An 18,337-nucleotide genomic window follows, 5' to 3' on the forward strand; every position below is an offset into this window, starting at 1 on the left:
ATGACACCAATGGCATGTTCTGTAGTTCGCATTTCGCGCCATTTTTTATTCATTTGAACCGAATGAGAGAAAAAAGACAGAAAAGTCCAGATAAGAATAATTCCAAGGCAGCAACCAGATGGCTCATTACGAAGAACGCCAATATCAAAATGGAAACCAGGCTAAAAAGAAGGGAAAGATTACTAATTATCGATAATCAATAAATACGACCTTCTGAAACCTTTCTCACAATTTACCATCATTAATTTAGTGGAAGTGAAATCAGCAATCCAAGGTTGTTATCAACCACCCCAGTCCACGAACAAGTCAGGGACGCAGATCTCCAACTGGAATTGCTCCAGCCCTGCGCCATTCCCGAGGCGTCATGCCAAACCATCGCCGTGCTGCGCGGGTAAAGTTCCCGACGGCAGAAAACCCGACACGATAGGCAATCTCGGACACAGGCAAAGGCGTCGTCCGCAAGAGATTGGAGGCAATCGCGCGACGTACATCATCGTGCAATTCCTGAAACTTGTGGCCTGTCTCAAACAGGCGCCTTTGCAAAACTCTCGGACTCATGCCGATTTCCTTTGCAACCATTCCGAGAGTGAGGTCAGGCGATGAGACGCCCGCCTGAATGATATCCCGGACATGGCCCGCAAAATCTGCCGCCTTAACCTGATCGGTCAACCGGCGTTCGCACAGCTCGACCATGGCCGAATAGACTTCGGGGTCAGCCATTGGATTGGGAGCTTCCATGCGGCTCAGACAATAGACAATCCGGTTTCTTTCCGCCCGGAATGAAACCGACGGCCCGAATACCTGACGGTGCAGTTGCACATTTTCAGGAGGCGTCCTGGTCAGATCAACCTGTAGCGGATCAATTTTTGGTTCACCGAAACTGGATCTGAAACGCTCGACCACAAGCGCCGCATAGCGGTCAAGAAACTGATGCGGTTCCTGAACCGTCGGAACGAAAACCCAGTCAAAGTTGACCTTGCCGCCCCTGATCTCGACAGAGCAGTCACGAACGTCAAGGCCAAGACTGGAAAAGCGAACCATCGTCTGCAAAGCCACGAGTGGCGTGGGCGCAAACCGCATGGCCAGGGTCAGGAGCCGAAAGCCTCCCGAGTTTCCCTGCTTCAGGCTCCACCGCAGCCCAAAAAGCGGATCTCTTTGCTGTTCAGCAACCCGCTCGAGCAGAGCTATATACTTCTCCAGGGAGATGTAACCGTGATCCCAGCTTTCGGGCGGACCGAGCACAGGCCCGTGCCGGGCCGTGAAACTGCCAAGATCCAGCCCAAGCTGATCCAGGTAGCTGCTCAGACCCTTGATGACGCTTGCATGTATGCGATTTGAATTGAGAGGCTTGCCCACTTTACCACCTGGCCGGATTGCCAAAACGCCGAGATTTGCAAAACGCACAACGCCAGGAAACGGTCCCACCACATTTCCTTTGCAAGACATCTTTGCCTGCGCACCTAAACCGGATTGTACGCCCAGCTCAACAGAAGCTGAGACCACACACTGATTTATTTAGATCGGACGCAAGAGACAGTTTTCAACTCCCCTGCGGTAAAAACCTTGCAACCCTGTGCCCGAAGGGCAACCGGAAACGTCCACAAACCACGATTCGGCTGAAACCAGACCAGATCCGCTCCCACAGCAGTGAAAAGAAGGCCTAGAACAAGGTTCTCCGCAGTAGATGACACACTTTAACCCTTCTCCAGCGGAAACTATCCGGTCAGAATGGAAATTAAAGCCATCTGCGGGGTTCCTTCCCGCGACGCTTTTGCCTATAAGACGCGCTCAGCCGACATAGTCTTTCATCATGGAACGAGCCGACCCGGCAGGTGCAAACCTGCGCGGCAACGGCCGCTGCGAGCCCCGATGCCAAAACGCACAGACATCTCCTCCATTCTCATCATTGGTGCAGGCCCGATCGTCATCGGCCAGGCCTGTGAATTCGACTATTCGGGCACGCAGGCCTGCAAGGCGCTCCGAGAAGAGGGCTACCGCATCATTCTGGTGAACTCCAACCCGGCGACGATCATGACCGATCCGGAGCTGGCGGATGCGACCTATATCGAGCCGATCACCCCGGAAATCGTTGCCAAGATCATTGAGAAGGAACGCCCGGACGCGCTCCTTCCGACCATGGGTGGCCAGACGGCGCTGAACTGCGCCCTCGCCCTGGAAGAAATGGGTGTGCTCGAAGAGTTCGGCGTCGAGATGATCGGCGCCAAGGCTGACGTGATCGAGAAGGCGGAAGACCGCGAGAAGTTCCGCGCCGCGATGGATGTCATCGGGCTTGAGAACCCGCGTGCAGCGATCGCCTCCTCTCCCGCCATCCGCAACGAAGCTGGCAAGATCATCGGCTATGACCGCAATGTCGGCTTCATGGAAGCCATGCGCGCTCTGGACGACATTGGCCTGCCGGCCATCATCCGTCCGGCCTTCACCATGGGCGGCACCGGCGGCGGCGTTGCCTATAACCGGGAAGAGTTCGAAACCATTGCCCGCTCCGGCCTGGACGCTTCGCCGAACGGTCAGATCCTGATCGACGAAAGCCTGCTCGGCTGGAAGGAATACGAGATGGAAGTGGTCCGCGACAAGGCGGACAACTGCATCATCATCTGCTCGATCGAGAACTTCGATCCGATGGGCGTCCACACGGGAGATTCCATCACTGTCGCGCCGGCTCTGACGCTGACCGACAAGGAATACCAGATCATGCGCGACGCCTCGATCGCGGTTCTGCGCGAGATCGGCGTGGAAACCGGCGGCTCGAACGTGCAGTTCGCCGTGAACCCGGAAAATGGCCGCCTCGTCGTCATTGAGATGAACCCGCGCGTGTCCCGTTCCTCGGCTCTGGCGTCCAAGGCCACCGGCTTCCCGATCGCCAAGATCGCCGCGAAGCTGGCCTGCGGCTATACGCTCGATGAGCTGGAGAACGACATCACCGGCGGTGCAACCCCGGCTTCGTTCGAACCCTCCATCGACTATGTGGTCACCAAGATCCCGCGCTTCGCCTTCGAGAAGTTCCCGGGCTCTGAACCGACCCTGACCACCGCGATGAAGTCGGTGGGTGAAGTGATGGCCATTGGCCGCACTTTCCAGGAAAGCTTGCAGAAGGCCCTGCGCGGCCTTGAAACCGGCATGAACGGTCTCGATGAGGCTGAAATCCTGGGCCTCGGCCAGGGCGACGACACCAACGCGATCCGCGCTGCGATCTCCGTGCCGACGCCGACCCGTATCCTCAACGTTGCCCAGGCCATGCGCCTTGGCATGAGCCTTGAGGACATTCATGCGGCCAGCGGCATCAACCCCTGGTTCCTGGAGCAGATGCACGCCATCGTGAAGATGGAAGACAAGGTGCGCGAACACGGTCTGCCGCAGAACGCAAAGGCCCTGCGCCAGCTGAAGTCCATGGGCTTCTCCGACGCCCGCCTGGCTTCCCTGACCGACAAGGACGCTGCCGACGTTGCCAAGCTGCGCGACGAGCTGGACGTGCACCCGGTCTACAAGCGCATCGACACCTGCGCGGCAGAGTTCGCCTCCCCGACCGCCTACATGTACTCCACCTACGAAGCACCCTTCATGGGCGCTCCGGCCTGCGAGTCCAATCCTACGGACAAGAAGAAGGTCGTCATCCTCGGCGGCGGCCCGAACCGGATCGGCCAGGGCATCGAGTTCGACTATTGCTGCTGTCACGCGGCCTTCGCGCTTGAAGAAGCGGGCTACGAGACCATCATGGTCAACTGCAACCCGGAAACCGTTTCCACCGACTACGACACGTCAGACCGCCTCTATTTCGAGCCGCTGACCGTTGAAGACGTTCTGGAAATCATCCGCACCGAACAGAAGAACGGCACCCTGCACGGCGTGATCGTCCAGTTCGGCGGCCAGACCCCGCTGAAGCTGGCTCAGGCTCTCGTGCGCGCCAATGTTCCGATCCTCGGCACCTCGCCGGACATGATCGACCTGGCCGAAGATCGTGACCGGTTCCAGAAACTGCTGATCAAGCTCGGCCTGAAGCAGCCGGAAAACGGCATCGCCTACTCCGTCGAACAGGGCCGCCTGATTGCTGGCAAGCTGGGCCTGCCGCTCGTTGTCCGCCCGTCCTATGTTCTAGGCGGCCGCGCGATGCAGATCATCCGTGATGAGGAAGCCCTCAACTCCTACCTGCTCGGCACCCTGCCGGAACTGGTTCCCGCCGAAGTGCGCGCCAAGTATCCGAACGACAAGACCGGTCAGATCAACACCGTTCTGGGCACCAACCCGCTGCTGTTCGACCGCTACCTGGAAGGCGCGATCGAAGTTGACGTCGACGCCCTGTGCGACGGCAAGGACGTGTTCGTCTGCGGTATCATGGAGCACATCGAGGAAGCCGGCATTCACTCCGGTGACAGCGCCTGCTCCCTGCCGCCGTTCTCCCTCTCGGCCGAAATGATCGACGAACTGAAGCGCCAGACCACGGCCATGGCTCTTGCCTTGGAAGTCGGCGGCCTGATGAACGTCCAGTACGCCATCAAGGGCGGCGAGATCTATGTGCTCGAAGTCAACCCGCGCGCGTCGCGAACGGTGCCCTTCGTCGCAAAGACCATCGGTGAGCCGGTTGCCAAGATCGCAAGCCGCATCATGGCGGGCGAAAGCCTCGCCTCCTTCGGCCTGACCGAGAAGAAGCTGACACACGTTGCGGTCAAGGAAGCCGTGTTCCCCTTCGCCCGCTTCCCGGGTGTCGACACGATCCTCGGCCCGGAAATGCGCTCGACCGGTGAAGTCATGGGCCTCGACAAGGCCTTCCCGATTGCCTTTGCAAAGTCCCAGATCGCCAGCAACACGGCGGTTCCCGAATCCGGCACCGTGTTCGTCTCCATGCGCGATCAGGACAAGGCCGGCGTGGTCGATGCCTGCCGCCGCCTGTCGGAAGCCGGCTTCAAGATCATCGCCACCAGTGGAACCCAGAAGTACCTTGAGGAACAGGGAATTGCCTGTGACAAGGTCAACAAGGTGCTTGAAGGCCGTCCGCACATCGTTGATGCTATCAAGAACGGTGAGGTTCAGCTCGTCTTCAACACGACAGAAGGCGCACAGGCTCTCTCCGACAGCCGGTCCATGCGCCGCGCAGCCCTCCTGCAGAAGGTGCCGTATTACACGACGCTGGCAGGTTCGGTGGCCGCAGCAAAGGGAATTGTGGCCTACAAGGCCGGAAACCTTGAAGTCAGGCCCTTGCAATCCTACTTCGGCTGAGCTGAGATTAGGTTCGAACCGGCCGGGAAAGATTCTCTTTCCCGGCTGGGTTCTTTTTTGTGACGTGCGGTTCCGTGAAAAGGCGGGACCCAATAAGCTGAAGGTCTGAGACCAATGGAAAAAGTTCCGATGACCTCCGCCGGATACGCGATGCTTCAGGCTGAGCTGAAGGAGCGTACTTCCGTCGAGCGCCCGCGCATTGTTGATGCGATCTCGGAAGCTCGTGCTCATGGCGATTTGTCGGAAAACGCCGAATATCACGCTGCAAAGGAAGCGCAGAGCCACAATGAAGGCCGCATTGCGGAACTCGAAGACAAGCTTTCGCGCGCCGAAGTCATTGACGTGACCAAGCTGTCCGGCGACACCATCAAGTTTGGAGCCACGGTGAACCTCATCGACGAGGACACCGAGGAAGAGAAGAAATACATGATCGTTGGCGACGTCGAATCCGACGTGAAGCAGAACAAGATCTCGATTTCTTCCCCGATCGCACGTGCGCTGATCGGCAAGACCGTTGGCGATACCGTGGAAGTGGCCGCTCCTGGCGGCGCCCGTTCCTATGAGATCGTTGGCGTGAACTACCTCTGAGGTCTCTGTGCCGGTCCTCCGGCACCAGGTCCAGGATTTTGAAAATGCCCGCGTTTTCGCGGGCATTTTTGCATCCGGGGTCCTGCGGCAAGCACTCCCTTGAAGCCCCGCAGTTTACCCTTATGCACACCACAATTTGACCTTGCGGATTATGCTTCTACAATACCCGTCAGATTTCCGCGGCACAGGAGAAGCGGAATGGACCTTCTCGACACTCTCAGCATCAGTTTCTTGACTGTTGCCGTCCCGGTCTTTGCCCTCAGAACCTCCGCATACTGGGCGCTGCCTTTCCGGGAAAAATGCCTTATCCGGCGGCTCATGGCCAGGCGGGAAGCGCCGCTTGGTCTGGGGAGCCGCTTGTTCACCGGCTTCATCGTCGTGGGCGGCCTGTCTTTCGCCCTGCTCCACGGCCTCGTTTTTCTCGCGGGAGATTCGCAGCCCTGGCAGGACGGGCTCGGGGCACAGGTCAATTCAGGCCTGGAAGCCATTGGCACAGGCACGGGCAGGCTTCTGGCCAATCAGGTGCTGCCGGTGAAGATCCTGTCGACAGCCTTCATTCTTGCGGTCTCACTGACCGTGATGATCACGTCTTTCAGGGAAATGCGGCTTATCCACCGCCTGCGCAACAAGACAGCGCCGCGCCGGAATGCCGCTCAGGCAACGTCCTGGGACCACGGCAACAGCCCTCATTCCCCTGCAGCGGTGTGATCCGGATCCCCGGATCAGAAGCACTGGTGTCCGGTTAAGATTGCCTGCGGTTGATGGACAAACGGTGCGGCAGGCTCCAATCTCCCCCCTTGCGGGGGAGATGCCCCCAAATTGGGGGCAGAGGGGGGCATAAGCCCCTCGGAGCATCACATTTTTTCTGAGTACGCCGAAACCTTACCCCCCTCTGTCAGCTGTCGCTGACATCTCCCCCGCAGGGGTGGAGACGGGCGTATGCCGCGCCGCTTTCATGTCTCATCCAGCCTTGATCCGAAAATCAGATCTGATTTCAATGCCTTGATTGAAGCTCCGAAATTTAAAACGGACAGCAATGGGATCAGAAGCCTCCTGACGGATCAGCCAAGTGAGATCGGAACGACAGGCTCGTCCTTTGTGCGGCGGATGGTCAGGGCGGTGCGGACGCTGTCCACATTCGGAGCTGCGGTCAGCTCACGGATGATGAAGTTCTGGAAACTCTGCAGGTCCGGCGCAACGCACTTGAGCAGGAAATCCACTTCCCCGGACAGCATGTAGCTCTCGCGGACAATCGACCAGGATTTCACGGTTTCCTCGAAAGCGATCAGATCCGCTTCGGTCTGGCTGTGCAGCCCGACCATGGCAAAGGCAGTGACATCATAACCGAGCTGCTTTTCATCCAGCAGCGTGCGGTAGCCATGAATGAGGCCAGCCTCTTCCAGAGCCCGGACACGCCGGAGACAGGGAGGCGCCGAGATACCGACCCGGCGGGCCAGCTCGACATTCGTCATGCGGCCGTCATCCTGCAGCTCTTTCAAGATGTGCCAGTCGATCGCGTCAAGCCGAGCTTTCAAAACAGTCTCCTTGCCGGACACATGCCGGACAGCGGTTCACCCGCACCACCCTCATCCGGGCGCTGCGGCTAATATCATTTCAGCGGAAGTATGATTTTTTGCGCATCCGTGCAAGACTATAACAAATTCACGCATGATTCTGAAAGATAACGTTGGGAGCCCGCTGGTCCGGGCATGAGCCGTGCCGCCGCATTCCGAACTCAACTGCTGGATCATTACCGACGGCAAGGCAGGCGACGAGATGCAATGCATCGCTGTCGCGGAAGCCATCGGATGCCGCTACGAATTGCGGCGTGTTCATCCCAAAGCCCCTTTCACCTGGTTCATGCCGAAGGGCCCGATCGACCCGCGCGAAGGTCCAGGCCGGCCTGGAAGCCCGATTGCCCCACCCTATCCGGATCTCGCCATCGGCTCGGGCCGCAGGGCCATCGCCTATCTGCGCAAGGTCAAGAGCGCCAGCAAGGGCCGGACCTTTACCGTGTGCCTGAAGGATCCGCGCACGGGCACAGGAACGGCTGACCTGATCTGGGTGCCTGAACACGACCGCCTGCGTGGCCCCAACGTTCTGGTCTCGCCAACCGCTCCCCACAGGTTCCCGGCCGAGAGGCTCAATGCGTTGCGCTTTGCGCCCCATCCCGCGCTGGATGATCTGCCCGCCCCGCGCGTTGCCGTGCTTGTGGGCGGCAACAGCCGCCACCACACTTTTACCCAGTCTGATTGCGAGGCCTTTCTGGAAGGGCTCAGAGCCTGGGCCGCTCATTCCGCTGCCCATCTGATGATCACTGCCTCCCGCCGCACTCCCGAGTTCCTGACCAGCCAGCTGAAGGATCTTGCGCGGGAAGGACGCCACGTGATGTGGACCGGAAAGGGAGAGAATCCCCTCGCCAGTTACCTTGCGAAAGCTGACGCGGTGGTGGTTACGGCCGATTCGACCAACATGATTGGAGAGGCTGCGGGCACCGGTGCCCCGGTTCATGTGTTCCATCCGGGCGGCGGTCACGCAAAAATCAACCGCTTCTTGGGGAATTTGGACCGTTTGGGGATCATTCACCCCTTTCCCGGCCCCATGAAAACCACTACCTACGATCCGCTGGACCCGACCGGAGACATTGCCAAGGCCATCTTGAAGGCCATGGGCATACCGGATGGGCAACAAGACGAACAGGAACAAGGCACAGCGTTATGACCACAGAGCACAGCAAGCTTCTCATCATCGGATCCGGACCGGCGGGTTATACCGCGGCGATCTATGCTGCGCGTGCCATGATGCAGCCGACCCTGATTGCCGGCATCCAGCCGGGCGGTCAGCTGACCATCACTTATGAAGTCGAAAACTATCCGGGCTTTGCCGATCCGATCCAGGGTCCCTGGCTCATGGAACAGATGCAGAAGCAGGCAGAGAACGTCGGCACCAAGATCGTCTATGACACGATCACCAAGGCTGACCTCGCCGCCCGTCCGTTCCGCTTCGAGGCCGACGGCGGCACTGTCTATACGGCAGACGCAGTCGTTATCGCCACAGGCGCCCAGGCCCGCTGGCTCGGCATCTCTTCCGAGCAGGATTTCATGGGCGCTGGCGTTTCCGCGTGCGCGACCTGCGACGGCTTCTTCTACCGGAACCGCGAAGTCGTGGTTGTCGGCGGCGGCAACACCGCCGTTGAAGAAGCGCTTTACCTTGCAAACCTTGCCTCCAAGGTGACGCTGGTTCACCGCCGCGACAGCCTGCGCGCTGAAAAGATCCTGCAGGACCGCCTCTTCTCAAACCCGAAGATCGAAGTGATCTGGGATCACGCGGTTGACGAAATCCTGGGCGGCGGCATGCCCAAGGCTGTCACCGGCGTGCGGCTGAAGAGCATGTTGAGCGGCGAGACCCGCGAAGTGAAGACCGACGGCGTGTTCATCGCCATCGGCCACGCCCCGGCTGTCGATCTCTTCCGCGATCAGCTCGAACTCAAGCCGAACGGCTATCTGATGACTGCCCCGGATTCCACCAAGACCTCCATCCCGGGTGTTTTCGCAGCAGGCGATGTGACCGACGACATCTACCGCCAGGCGGTCACCGCCGCCGGCATGGGCTGCATGGCAGCCCTTGAAGCCGAGCGCTATCTGGCCGAACATGAAGCCGCGAACTCTCAGATCGCCGGATAAGAACAGACGCCGCGTTGGACGGGCAAAGCGGATTTGATCCGCCGGAGGCTTAAACGATGGATTGGGACAAACTGCGCATCTTCCAGGCGGCCGCCCAGGCAGGGAGCTTTACCCATGCCGGCGACATGCTGAACATGAGCCAGTCTGCGGTCAGCCGTCAGGTCAGTGCCTTGGAGCATGACCTGCGGGTGCCGCTGTTCCACCGCCATGCCCGTGGCCTGCTGCTGACGGAACAGGGTGAACTCCTGTTCCGGACAGCCCGGGAAGTCATGATGAAGCTGGATGCCGTCCAGAGCCGTCTGACGGACACGCGGGAAAAGCCGTCAGGCACCTTGAAGGTCACGACGACCGTGGGTCTTGGCTCCACCTGGCTCACGTCCCGCATCGCTGATTTCGTCAATATGTACCCGGATGTGCAGCTGCACTTGCTTCTGGATGATGACGAACTGGATCTTGGCATGCGCGAGGCAGATGTCGCCATCCGCCTGCGTCAGCCCACACAGCCCGACCTGATCCAGCGCAAGCTCTTCACGGTGCATTTCCACGTCTTCGCCTCCCCGGCCTATCTGAAGAGCCACGGGACGCCCAAAGCGATTTCGGAAATCGACAAGCACCGGATCATCACCTTCGGCGAACAAGCCCCCGCCTATCTGCGCGACATGAACTGGCTGGAGTCTGCCGACCGGCCGCCGCTCGATCCGCGCCGGTCAGCCGTGAAGCTGAACAATCTGGTGGCCATCAAGCGCGCTGTACAGTCTGGCGTCGGCATCGCCATCCTGCCGGATTACATCATCGAGAAGGATTCCAACCTCGTTCAGGTCCTGAGCGAGATGGAAGAAAGGATTCCTTCCTTCGACACCTATTTCGTTTATCCGGCAGAACTGAAAAATACGGCCCGCATCACCGCTTTCCGCGACTTCCTGATTTCCAGCGCGGAAAACTGGGCCTTCTGAATCAGGGCAGAGCCCTGCCCAAAATTCAATCAGACCAGCATCTGCACATTCCACATGCATAGTTCGGGGGCACGCACTGCCTCAAGGCTGCTTCACGCGCAAGGAGACGGTCCGGTCCCATGCGCAAAAATGACCCGGCGCACAATAAAATCCTTTTAGTTTGAACAACATAGGCCGGTATTTCCAAGCCATACACTTTTCGCATAGCAGCATTGCACGGATGCCTCTTGTTTCAGCAGCTTGTGCACTGCATATAAGCATCACTGTTGGTGCTTCGGCGACACACCTTCCTCCCAGTGTCGCCTGAAATTCCAGCTGTTCCCCTCTGGAAGGTGATTCCACTGATTTTTCAGTGAATCGATTCAAACTGCCGGGTCTTTTGACCCGGCATTTTTTTTGCCCTTTTCCAGGTGACACCTCCCCGTTTTCAGCTCCCAACGCGCCCTACGCTTGCTGCACTGCGGCAGCTCGCCGCACCATCTGGCAAAAGCGCTTTACCGTCCCCATCTCAGTCTTGTGGATGCACATCATCCTGCAAACCGGGATCCTCCCCCCAGTCCCGGCATGCAAATAGGGCCGGCGCGATCCTCCCAGGCGCCGGCCCATTTTTTATCCCATAGGTAAACGGACCTCAGTCCACGATCATCACTTTTGCTTGCCACCAGCAGGCACCAGCGGTGCGTTCGATTTGGAGAACAGATGGCTGACAAAGGTTGGCGTCACAGCTCCTCCACTTTGGGCATCCGTGTTGTGACATCCGAAGCAGCCATGCTGGAAAGCGGGCTTGATGCCTGGACCAACCTGCTGGTGATAGGTTTCCATGGTCGAATTGGCCAGGAGCAGTGAGCCGATCTGCTGGCCTGTGTCTCCCGGACTGGACGGCAAGGAGCCATCCTTCGTCCAGACAGCGCCAAGCTGGAAATAATTCGCGCGGACATCCTTGCCGCCTGGGGCGTTTGTCAGCATGAAATCCACATTGGCATTCAGGGTGACGAGCTGGGTGTTGTTGCCCGCCGAACTTTCATCAGGCTCTCCACCCCAGGGATTGACCCTGTAGACGTCATTAGGCCGGATGCTGTTTCCAGGCGTTGCGACAAGATCCCCGTTTGCCGCAACCGTCATTTGAGAGACCAGCGCGCCTTCCCGACCTCCACTGGTCTGCATGAAGTTCCAGTTTCCTGCAGAATTGTAAGGCACCTTGACCGCTATCGGCGGCACGAACGGCGACGGCTTCACGGAGATGTAGAAATCGTTGTCCGGCGCGTTGGAGCGATGCTCAAAGGACGCCCAGACAAGCTCGGAATGCCCCTGGACTGAACCAACCACATGCATGCCGACGAGCGCCAGTGTCTTCACCACCGTCGACGGCGTTCCGATGGTCCAGGTCGCATCTCCCACGTTGCCCTGATAATTCGGAACCTCCGCATCCATGACAATGTAGTCGGAAATATCACCACTGACCTTGTCCGCCTCGATCCAGGAAGTCTTGAGCTCCATGGTCATCGCCTGGGAATCGGGAAGGATGGCCCCATGCTCAAGCGCATAATCAACGATTGGAGCCAGATCCTCCGCGGAGGCTGGAAACGGCGTGCTGTCAGGCAAATCGCCATTGGTCACGGCCGTGTTGAACCAGGCAAAGACATCATTTGCATGGACGCCGAAATAGACAACGGAACCATTGAGCGACAGAAGGCTGTCTCCTCCACCCGCCTGTCCGCCAGGCTGGATCTCGTCAGACTTGGACGAGCGGAGGGAAAACTTGTTCACGCCGCTGCGCAGGCCAAGCAATGCCCCGTTTTGCGCATTGGATACGTAGTGCCCGTTTCCTTCCGCATCAATGAGCACATTGTAGAAGGCCGGAGAGTTCAGAATGATCTGGTTTCCCTTCGGCGAAGTGATCCAGAGAAACATCTGGTGCGCCCACTTGTAGAAGTCGCAAATGGAATTGTCCTTGGGAAAGGCCACGCTGTCGGCAAACTTGACCTGCCCGTTCGTTGCGATCACCCCATCCTGAAACCAGGACTGAAATTCCGCCGGACTGAGCGAACAGGACGCGACGGGATTATATTGCGCTTCGGCCTCTTGCCCAGCCAGAAACAATGCCACTGCAGCAGCAGTGGCTGCAATTGCAGCTCTTGCACACATGTCTTCCCCCTCAAGAAAATCAAATAACTAAAGTCAATCAGACATGTCATTTTCTGCCATATTTCCGGAATCAACAATAAAATTAAATATTCAATCGCACTGACATTTAAATCAGTGTGCGGATATATGGAATTTTTTGGATAAATATTTACCCCATTTCGAACACGAAAGAATAATTGCGAACTTTCGGTAGATAAATAAAAGGCGAGGATCTCTCCCCGCCCGAGGTAAATGACAAACCCGCCAAGTTTGCCTGTCATCCCGGTTTGGTGCGTGAGTGCCAAGACCGGGATCCAGTATCCCGCGAGCAAATTCGTAGAAAAGAGAAGTTATTTCAATTGGTTACTGGATCCCCGCCTTCACGGGGATGACAACCGTTTTTCCTATGATCATAGGTCTTTTGGAACGGAGAGACTTTGCAAGCGGTCTGGAGCGAGGAGTTCTCCTCGCCCGATCCCTTTCGATCTGAAAGACACCGCCCCTCACATGAAAAGCTGTTCGCTCTCCATGCCCTTGTAGAGGCCGGCGACCTGTTCGGCATAACCATTGTAGAGCTGTGTGGGACGCACATCGCCGCCAAGAAGGGTCTCCTGGGCCTGGCTCCAGCGCGGATGCGGCACTTCCGGGTTCACATTCGCCCAGAACCCGTATTCGCTGGCCTGGATTGCTTCCCACATGCCGATAGGCCGCTCCTTGACGAAAGAGATCTTCACCAGCGACTTGATGGACTTGAAGCCGTATTTCCACGGCAAGGCGAGACGCAGGGGCGCACCAAATTGCTTGGGCAAGGGCTTGCCGTAGACGCCCGTCACCAGGAAGGCGAGATCATTGGTGGCTTCAGCCATGGTCAGCCCTTCGACATAGGGCCAGGGATACCAGCCCTGTCGCTGTCCCGGGGCGACCTGGAGGTTCAAGAAGGTCTCGAAGCGCACATATTTGGCATCAGAGGTTGGCTCCGCGAGCTTCACAAGCTCAGCCAGTGGAAAGCCGGTCCAGGGCACAGCCATTGACCAGGTTTCGACGCAGCGGTGCCGGTAAAGCCGTTCTTCGAGGGGCATCTTGGCAAGCAGGTCGTCAATGTCGAGCGTCTGCTCCTTGGCAACCAAACCGTCAATGGTCACCGTCCAGGGGCGGATCGGCAGCTCCTGTGCCTTGCGGGCGATTTCCTTGTAGGTGCCGAATTCGTAGAAATTGTTGTAATTCGCGGAGAAACGCTCATCGGTGACCGGTCGGTCCAGCGTGAACGCCTCGTTGCGCTTTGCCGGATAGAGATGCGCACTGGGATCGGCATCCTCGGCCAATGCAAGGCCTGCAGTTGCGAGAGGAAGTGCGGTTCCAGCAGCCAGCCCCCCGGCCATCCCGGCCAGAACCTTCCGGCGGTTCCAGAAAAGATCTTCAGGCGTTGCTTCCCGTTCCGGAATAAACCACGATTTCCTGCCAATGATGTTCATAAGGCACCTCCTGTTGCGCCATATCACTCCATGGCAGCTTCAAGTGCAAATAAACCTGAGGTGAGCGGAAGTGAAGGCAAGCAGTCCGCTCAGAAAATCTGCTAGGCTTACCCCATGTTTCACCCGCCCGCTTTTGCGCATTCTATCCGAGGACAGCACACCAGTTGCAGGAAGAGCCGGCCTTTGCAGGCCCCCAAGGCCTGGACGGACCATCAGACTAGAGGCCTATGCAAGCTGGTTCTTACCCTTCTTGTGACCCTGGCAGTGGCGCTCCTCACCGGTCCAGCCGTCTTTGCCCAGACCCAGCAGCTCCGTGGACTGCCGAGCGATCCAAGATCAAACCTGCCCTCTCCGAGCCAGCAGCTTCGCTCCCTGCAATCCCAGCAGCTCAAGTCTTTGTCCGCACGCCAGAAGGCTGCAGAGGCCCAGCGCCGCCAGGATCATCTGCGCATGAACCAGACCCCGGCTGGCTGCGCCGCCAATCCAGCCGCTCCCGGATGCAACACCGACCGGCCCGACTACACAGGTGCGAAACCGCAATAACAGCGGGCTTTCAAACCGCAGACGCAGAAAAGGCCAGCCAAAGGCTGACCTTTTCCAGATCCTATCGCGAGGCAGCCCAGCCGTTTACTGGATCGGCTTCAGCGTCAGCTGGCTCACGCCGAGCGTGATGTTGGTTCCGGTCTGGCTCTCAACGCTCAACGGATTGAGCGCAATGGACTTGTCGAGACCGCCGACGAGCACGTTGGCCTTCAGACCGGCGCCGACACTCGCACCGGCGGTGACGCCACCATAGTGGCCAGCCAGAGCACCGGGCTTCATGTCAGCACTCAGGGCAAACACGCCCCAGATCAGGGTCGCCTGATTGGTCGTGCCGATATCCAGGCCGAATTCATCGACAGAACCGGAATAATATTCGACCGGAGCTCCGCTCACGGGCTGGTAGTTACAGCCAAGCGTTGCCTTGGAACCAATGATGAAATTACTTTCACCTTCCACGTTACAGGTCAGCTTGCCGATCTGCACACCCGGAGACTGCTCGTTCGCAAGGGCCGGTACCATCGATACAGACAAGGTTGCTGCAGTGGCTGCCATGAGGGAAACGGCAAGGGTTGCGGTGCGGTTCATGATGTCTCTCCTGAAGTCTCAGGTCGGAAATTTCTTTGTGAAGTCAACCTCTTGCCCGACCCGGAAGAAGCTGGCGGCTGACCGGTTCCTCACCCGTCAGCATCACAAGGAAAACGGCTTTGCTCCCTGATGGTTCCAGCAATCCGGAATTTTTCTGTTCAGGATGGAGCACAGGCGCCTGACACCAGACACAAAAAAGGGCGGCCAGAGCCGCCCTTTCAAAGCCCTTGCAGGACCGGTTATTTCAGGTTGCCGCAGAAGCGCTGAATGCGGGTACAAGCCTCTTCCAGGGCTTCCGTCGCAGTCGCGTAGGAAATGCGGAAGTTCGGGCCAAGGCCGAACGCAGAGCCTTGAACGACGGCAACGCCTTCGGTTTCCAGCAGCTCGGTGACGAAGTCTTCGTCGGTCTCGATGACCTTGCCGGACGGAGCGGTCTTGCCGATGGTGCCCGCGCAGGACGGGAACACATAGAAAGCGCCTTCCGGGTTCGGGCAGACGATGCCATTGGCCTGGTTCAGCATGGACACGACCAGGTCACGGCGTGCCTTGAACACTTCATTGTTGGCCGGGATGAAGTCCTGCTGACCATTGAGCGCTTCGACAGCGGCCCACTGGGCAATGGAGGACGGGTTGGAGGTCGACTGGGACTGAACCTTGGCCATAGCCTTGATCAGCTCAACCGGACCACCAGCGTAGCCAATGCGCCAGCCGGTCATGGCATAGGCCTTGGAGACACCGTTCACGGTCAGAGTGCGGTCATAAAGAGACGGCTCGACCTGTGCAGGAGTGGTGAACTCGAAGTCGTCGTAGACCAGGTGTTCGTACATGTCGTCGGACATGACCCAGACGTGCGGATGCTTGACCAGAACATCGGTCAGAGCCTTCAGCTCTTCGCGCGTGTAAGCAGCGCCCGACGGGTTGGACGGCGAATTGAAGATGAACCACTTGGTGCGCGGCGTGATCGCGGCTTCAAGGGCATTGGCCGTGATCTTGAAGGTGGACTTGTCCGCCTCGACGATCACCGGCTCACCGCCCGCCAGGAGAACCATGTCCGGGTAGGAGACCCAGTACGGCGTCGGGATGATCACTTCATCGCCCGGATTGATCGTTGCGATCAGGGCGTTGTAGAGCACCTGCTTGCCGCCGGTGCCGACCGTGATCTGGTTCGGCTCGTAGCTCAGGCCGTTTTCACGCTTAAACTTGGCGCAGATCGCGGTCTTCAGCTCCGGGATACCGTCAACGGCAGTGTACTTGGTCTTGCCTTCGGTGATGGCTGCAATCGCTGCCGCTTTGATGTTTTCCGGGGTATCGAAATCCGGCTCACCGGCACCAAGGCCAATGACGTCACGACCAGCAGCTTTGAGCTCGCGAGCCTTGTTGGTGACAGCAATCGTAGCGGATGGTTTCACACGCGCCAGCGCGTCGGCGATAAAGCCCATCAGGCCCTCCATGGGAACGGGGTAAATCCAGCGCGCGGACCCTAGATCCGGCGGATTTTGAAAACAAGACCCATTTGTTGGGCGGCATAAGAAAAAGGGGGCCAATCGCCCCCTTTGCAACGTCTCCTGAACGGAGCCGGAAATTCCAAGGTCTTCCGCGCTCAGGCGCGCGCCTCCAGCACCAGCTTCGGCGCCTTGTCCGCATCCAGGATAGAGACCTTCATACGCTTCTTCTTGGACTGGCCATTCAGGCTGTTGACCACTACGGACTGGGGCACATCCGTGCCCTCCTCGGCGGACTTCAGCAGGTGAATGAAGCTGCTCGGATGCAGCAAGGTTTCCGTGATCGGCTTGTCCTCGATCACGGACTGGGTCAGGTGATAGGTCTTCATGGCCGCGTTGTTGGCTGCCAGGATCATCCGGCTCTTGATGTTGACGATGAGCATCGGTGCGCTGCAAAGGTTGAAGACCTTGGCAAAGTCGACGTCGCCGCCCACATGGCCGGCCGAAAACAGCACCCCGCCAACAGCCCCGCCAATGCGGAAGTACATGGCACTGTAGGTCAGTTCCAGCGTGTCGCCGGTCACGAGCAAAAACTTCGCCCGTCCGGTGGCGCTTGCGCGCCGTGTCAGGGACTCCACCGCAAGGGACACAAGGCTGCGCCCGACACGCTTCTGAACATGGGCAATGTTGCGCCCCATCACCAGAGACGCATCCTGAACGCCAAAGCTCTGCAGGAAGCCTTCGCTGGCGTATCGAATATATCCAAAGCTGTCGATCAGAAGGACGATCCGGTTGGAGCTCGCCACGAAGTGCTGAAGGATCGGGCCAAGACCCAGCGCCACCTTGCCTGGATTGCTGTCGTCCTTGCCGATCGAGGGAAAGCAGACGGCCAGCATCCGGCCATCGGGCAACTCGTAGCGATAGGCCATGAGCGGAATGCCGGGAATCCGGTGATCCACGCCCCCGCCCACATCATAGGGCCCTGCCACACCATCCCGGATCGCGCCCTGGATGAGCCGAAGGATCGTCTTGCGATCTTCAGGCGTCAGCAGCCGCAGGGCTTCCTGGGAAGGCGCTTCCTGAAGATCCTGGATCTGACTGTCAAAGGTCTGGGATCCCGTCTCATGCCAGACGATGACCTTGCGGCTGATGTCGGCGAAGAAAAAATCCAGTCCGGATAACTTTAACGCCGGCGGCTTGCCGGCCTCATCCTTGGAAGCTTCAGCATCCGAGTCATTTGCCTGAGCGGGGACAATGGCTTTCCGGCCGGCCGAGTGAAGGGTCATGCGGGAACCGAAGCTTCCTTGATTTTTGAGGGGACCGGGAACAACGCTGAGCGAGAAAAGCAAAGAAGCCGTGAATCATTCCCGGCAATTTGAAAACACCCATGTGTTTCTCTGCCGTTTCTCCAGGTTTTCCACGCCCGCAATGGCTCCCGCCTCCCCGGCGGAGGGAATCGGCGTGGCTGAAGACCCCTCCTCCTCCGATCTTCACCTTCTGCGCATGTGGCAAACGGCCTCCCCGCCGAAACCGTTAAAAATCATGCTTAATCATTGGTCACTAAAAAGGATCAAGTTGGAACGAATTTGAGCGGTTTTTGACGTCTGAAATTTCGGCCACAAAAGCGCCACGAAATGACACCTGAACCGCCTATATGCGGTCTATCAGGCGGCCCAATCCTCGCCGATCTTGAATGCATGAACATTCTTGGAGGG

Annotated in this window: 14 protein-coding genes; 7 read left to right on the forward strand and 7 right to left on the reverse strand. The window is 58.4% G+C overall.

The genetic code is table 11. The features are described from left to right. Positions 1-306: 306 nt before the first annotated feature. Positions 307-1,356 (reverse strand): helix-turn-helix transcriptional regulator, encoded by a 1,050-nt coding sequence (locus BUA94_RS11055; RefSeq protein WP_073013034.1) that lies wholly within the window; start codon positions 1,354-1,356, stop codon positions 307-309. 513 nt (positions 1,357-1,869) lie between these two features. On the opposite strand from BUA94_RS11055, the gene carB reads away from it, so the two are divergent. From carB to BUA94_RS11070, 3 genes are all read left to right on the forward strand, one after another. Then, positions 1,870-5,232, forward strand: a complete 3,363-nt coding sequence (gene carB / locus BUA94_RS11060; RefSeq protein WP_073013037.1) for a carbamoyl-phosphate synthase large subunit — start codon at positions 1,870-1,872, stop codon at positions 5,230-5,232. A gap of 114 nt (positions 5,233-5,346) precedes the next feature. Beyond that, positions 5,347-5,820, forward strand: a complete 474-nt coding sequence (gene greA, locus BUA94_RS11065; RefSeq protein ID WP_073013039.1) for a transcription elongation factor GreA — start codon at positions 5,347-5,349, stop codon at positions 5,818-5,820. Positions 5,821-6,018: 198 nt separating this feature from the next. Then, a complete protein-coding gene (locus BUA94_RS11070) occupies positions 6,019-6,528 on the forward strand; it encodes a hypothetical protein (RefSeq protein WP_073013041.1) in 510 nt (169 codons plus the stop codon). Between the two features lie 353 nt (positions 6,529-6,881). On the opposite strand, the gene BUA94_RS11075 is transcribed toward BUA94_RS11070, so the two are convergent. Then, positions 6,882-7,355: an Lrp/AsnC family transcriptional regulator gene (locus tag BUA94_RS11075; RefSeq protein WP_073013824.1), complete on the reverse strand. Its 474-nt coding sequence runs from the start codon at positions 7,353-7,355 to the stop codon at positions 6,882-6,884. Positions 7,356-7,536: 181 nt separating this feature from the next. Between BUA94_RS11075 and BUA94_RS11080 the strand changes: the two genes are divergently transcribed. Genes BUA94_RS11080 through BUA94_RS11090 form a run of 3 tightly spaced genes read left to right on the forward strand, consistent with a single transcriptional unit; the run spans position 7,537 to position 10,456 of the window. Then, positions 7,537-8,541, forward strand: coding sequence for a mitochondrial fission ELM1 family protein (locus tag BUA94_RS11080; protein ID WP_208980052.1), 1,005 nt, complete (start codon positions 7,537-7,539; stop codon positions 8,539-8,541). After that, a complete protein-coding gene (gene trxB, locus BUA94_RS11085) occupies positions 8,538-9,503 on the forward strand; it encodes a thioredoxin-disulfide reductase (RefSeq protein WP_073013043.1) in 966 nt (321 codons plus the stop codon). The genes BUA94_RS11080 and trxB overlap by 4 nt, the downstream gene beginning before the upstream one ends. Before the next feature lie 56 nt (positions 9,504-9,559). Next, positions 9,560-10,456, forward strand: a complete 897-nt coding sequence (locus tag BUA94_RS11090) for a LysR family transcriptional regulator (RefSeq protein ID WP_073013045.1) — start codon at positions 9,560-9,562, stop codon at positions 10,454-10,456. 645 nt (positions 10,457-11,101) lie between these two features. On the opposite strand, the gene BUA94_RS11095 is transcribed toward BUA94_RS11090, so the two are convergent. Both BUA94_RS11095 and msrP read right to left on the reverse strand, forming a co-directional pair. After that, positions 11,102-12,601: a hypothetical protein gene (locus BUA94_RS11095; RefSeq protein WP_139251090.1), complete on the reverse strand. Its 1,500-nt coding sequence runs from the start codon at positions 12,599-12,601 to the stop codon at positions 11,102-11,104. Between the two features lie 482 nt (positions 12,602-13,083). Further along, entirely contained in the window at positions 13,084-14,052 is a 969-nt protein-coding gene (gene msrP, locus BUA94_RS11100; protein ID WP_073013049.1) for a protein-methionine-sulfoxide reductase catalytic subunit MsrP, read from the reverse strand. A gap of 264 nt (positions 14,053-14,316) precedes the next feature. Between msrP and BUA94_RS11105 the strand changes: the two genes are divergently transcribed. Then, positions 14,317-14,595: a hypothetical protein gene (locus BUA94_RS11105; RefSeq protein ID WP_139251091.1), complete on the forward strand. Its 279-nt coding sequence runs from the start codon at positions 14,317-14,319 to the stop codon at positions 14,593-14,595. Positions 14,596-14,679: 84 nt separating this feature from the next. Here the strand turns inward: BUA94_RS11105 and BUA94_RS11110 are convergent, their stop codons facing one another. From BUA94_RS11110 to BUA94_RS11120, 3 genes are all read right to left on the reverse strand, one after another. Then, positions 14,680-15,180 carry a DUF992 domain-containing protein gene (locus tag BUA94_RS11110; protein WP_073013054.1) on the reverse strand — a complete coding sequence of 167 codons (501 nt, stop codon included), beginning with the start codon at positions 15,178-15,180 and terminating at the stop codon, positions 14,680-14,682. Positions 15,181-15,419: 239 nt separating this feature from the next. Then, a complete protein-coding gene (locus BUA94_RS11115; RefSeq protein WP_073013826.1) occupies positions 15,420-16,619 on the reverse strand; it encodes a pyridoxal phosphate-dependent aminotransferase in 1,200 nt (399 codons plus the stop codon). A gap of 161 nt (positions 16,620-16,780) precedes the next feature. Next, entirely contained in the window at positions 16,781-17,908 is a 1,128-nt protein-coding gene (locus BUA94_RS11120; protein ID WP_073013056.1) for a hypothetical protein, read from the reverse strand. Positions 17,909-18,337: the final 429 nt, after the last annotated feature.

Source organism: Roseibium suaedae (genome assembly GCF_900142725.1).
Classification (GTDB): domain Bacteria; phylum Pseudomonadota; class Alphaproteobacteria; order Rhizobiales; family Stappiaceae; genus Roseibium; species Roseibium suaedae.

Coding starts and splice junctions, on each gene's coding strand:
- BUA94_RS11090 (WP_073013045.1), top strand. CDS start 9,560: ATGGATTGGGACAAACTGCGCATCTTCCAGGCGGCCGCCCAGGCAGGG.
- BUA94_RS11095 (WP_139251090.1), bottom strand. CDS start 12,601: ATGTGTGCAAGAGCTGCAATTGCAGCCACTGCTGCTGCAGTGGCATTG.
- greA (WP_073013039.1), top strand. CDS start 5,347: ATGGAAAAAGTTCCGATGACCTCCGCCGGATACGCGATGCTTCAGGCT.
- msrP (WP_073013049.1), bottom strand. CDS start 14,052: ATGAACATCATTGGCAGGAAATCGTGGTTTATTCCGGAACGGGAAGCA.
- trxB (WP_073013043.1), top strand. CDS start 8,538: ATGACCACAGAGCACAGCAAGCTTCTCATCATCGGATCCGGACCGGCG.
- BUA94_RS11110 (WP_073013054.1), bottom strand. CDS start 15,180: ATGAACCGCACCGCAACCCTTGCCGTTTCCCTCATGGCAGCCACTGCA.
- BUA94_RS11115 (WP_073013826.1), bottom strand. CDS start 16,619: ATGGGCTTTATCGCCGACGCGCTGGCGCGTGTGAAACCATCCGCTACG.
- carB (WP_073013037.1), top strand. CDS start 1,870: ATGCCAAAACGCACAGACATCTCCTCCATTCTCATCATTGGTGCAGGC.
- BUA94_RS11070 (WP_073013041.1), top strand. CDS start 6,019: ATGGACCTTCTCGACACTCTCAGCATCAGTTTCTTGACTGTTGCCGTC.
- BUA94_RS11120 (WP_073013056.1), bottom strand. CDS start 17,908: ATGACCCTTCACTCGGCCGGCCGGAAAGCCATTGTCCCCGCTCAGGCA.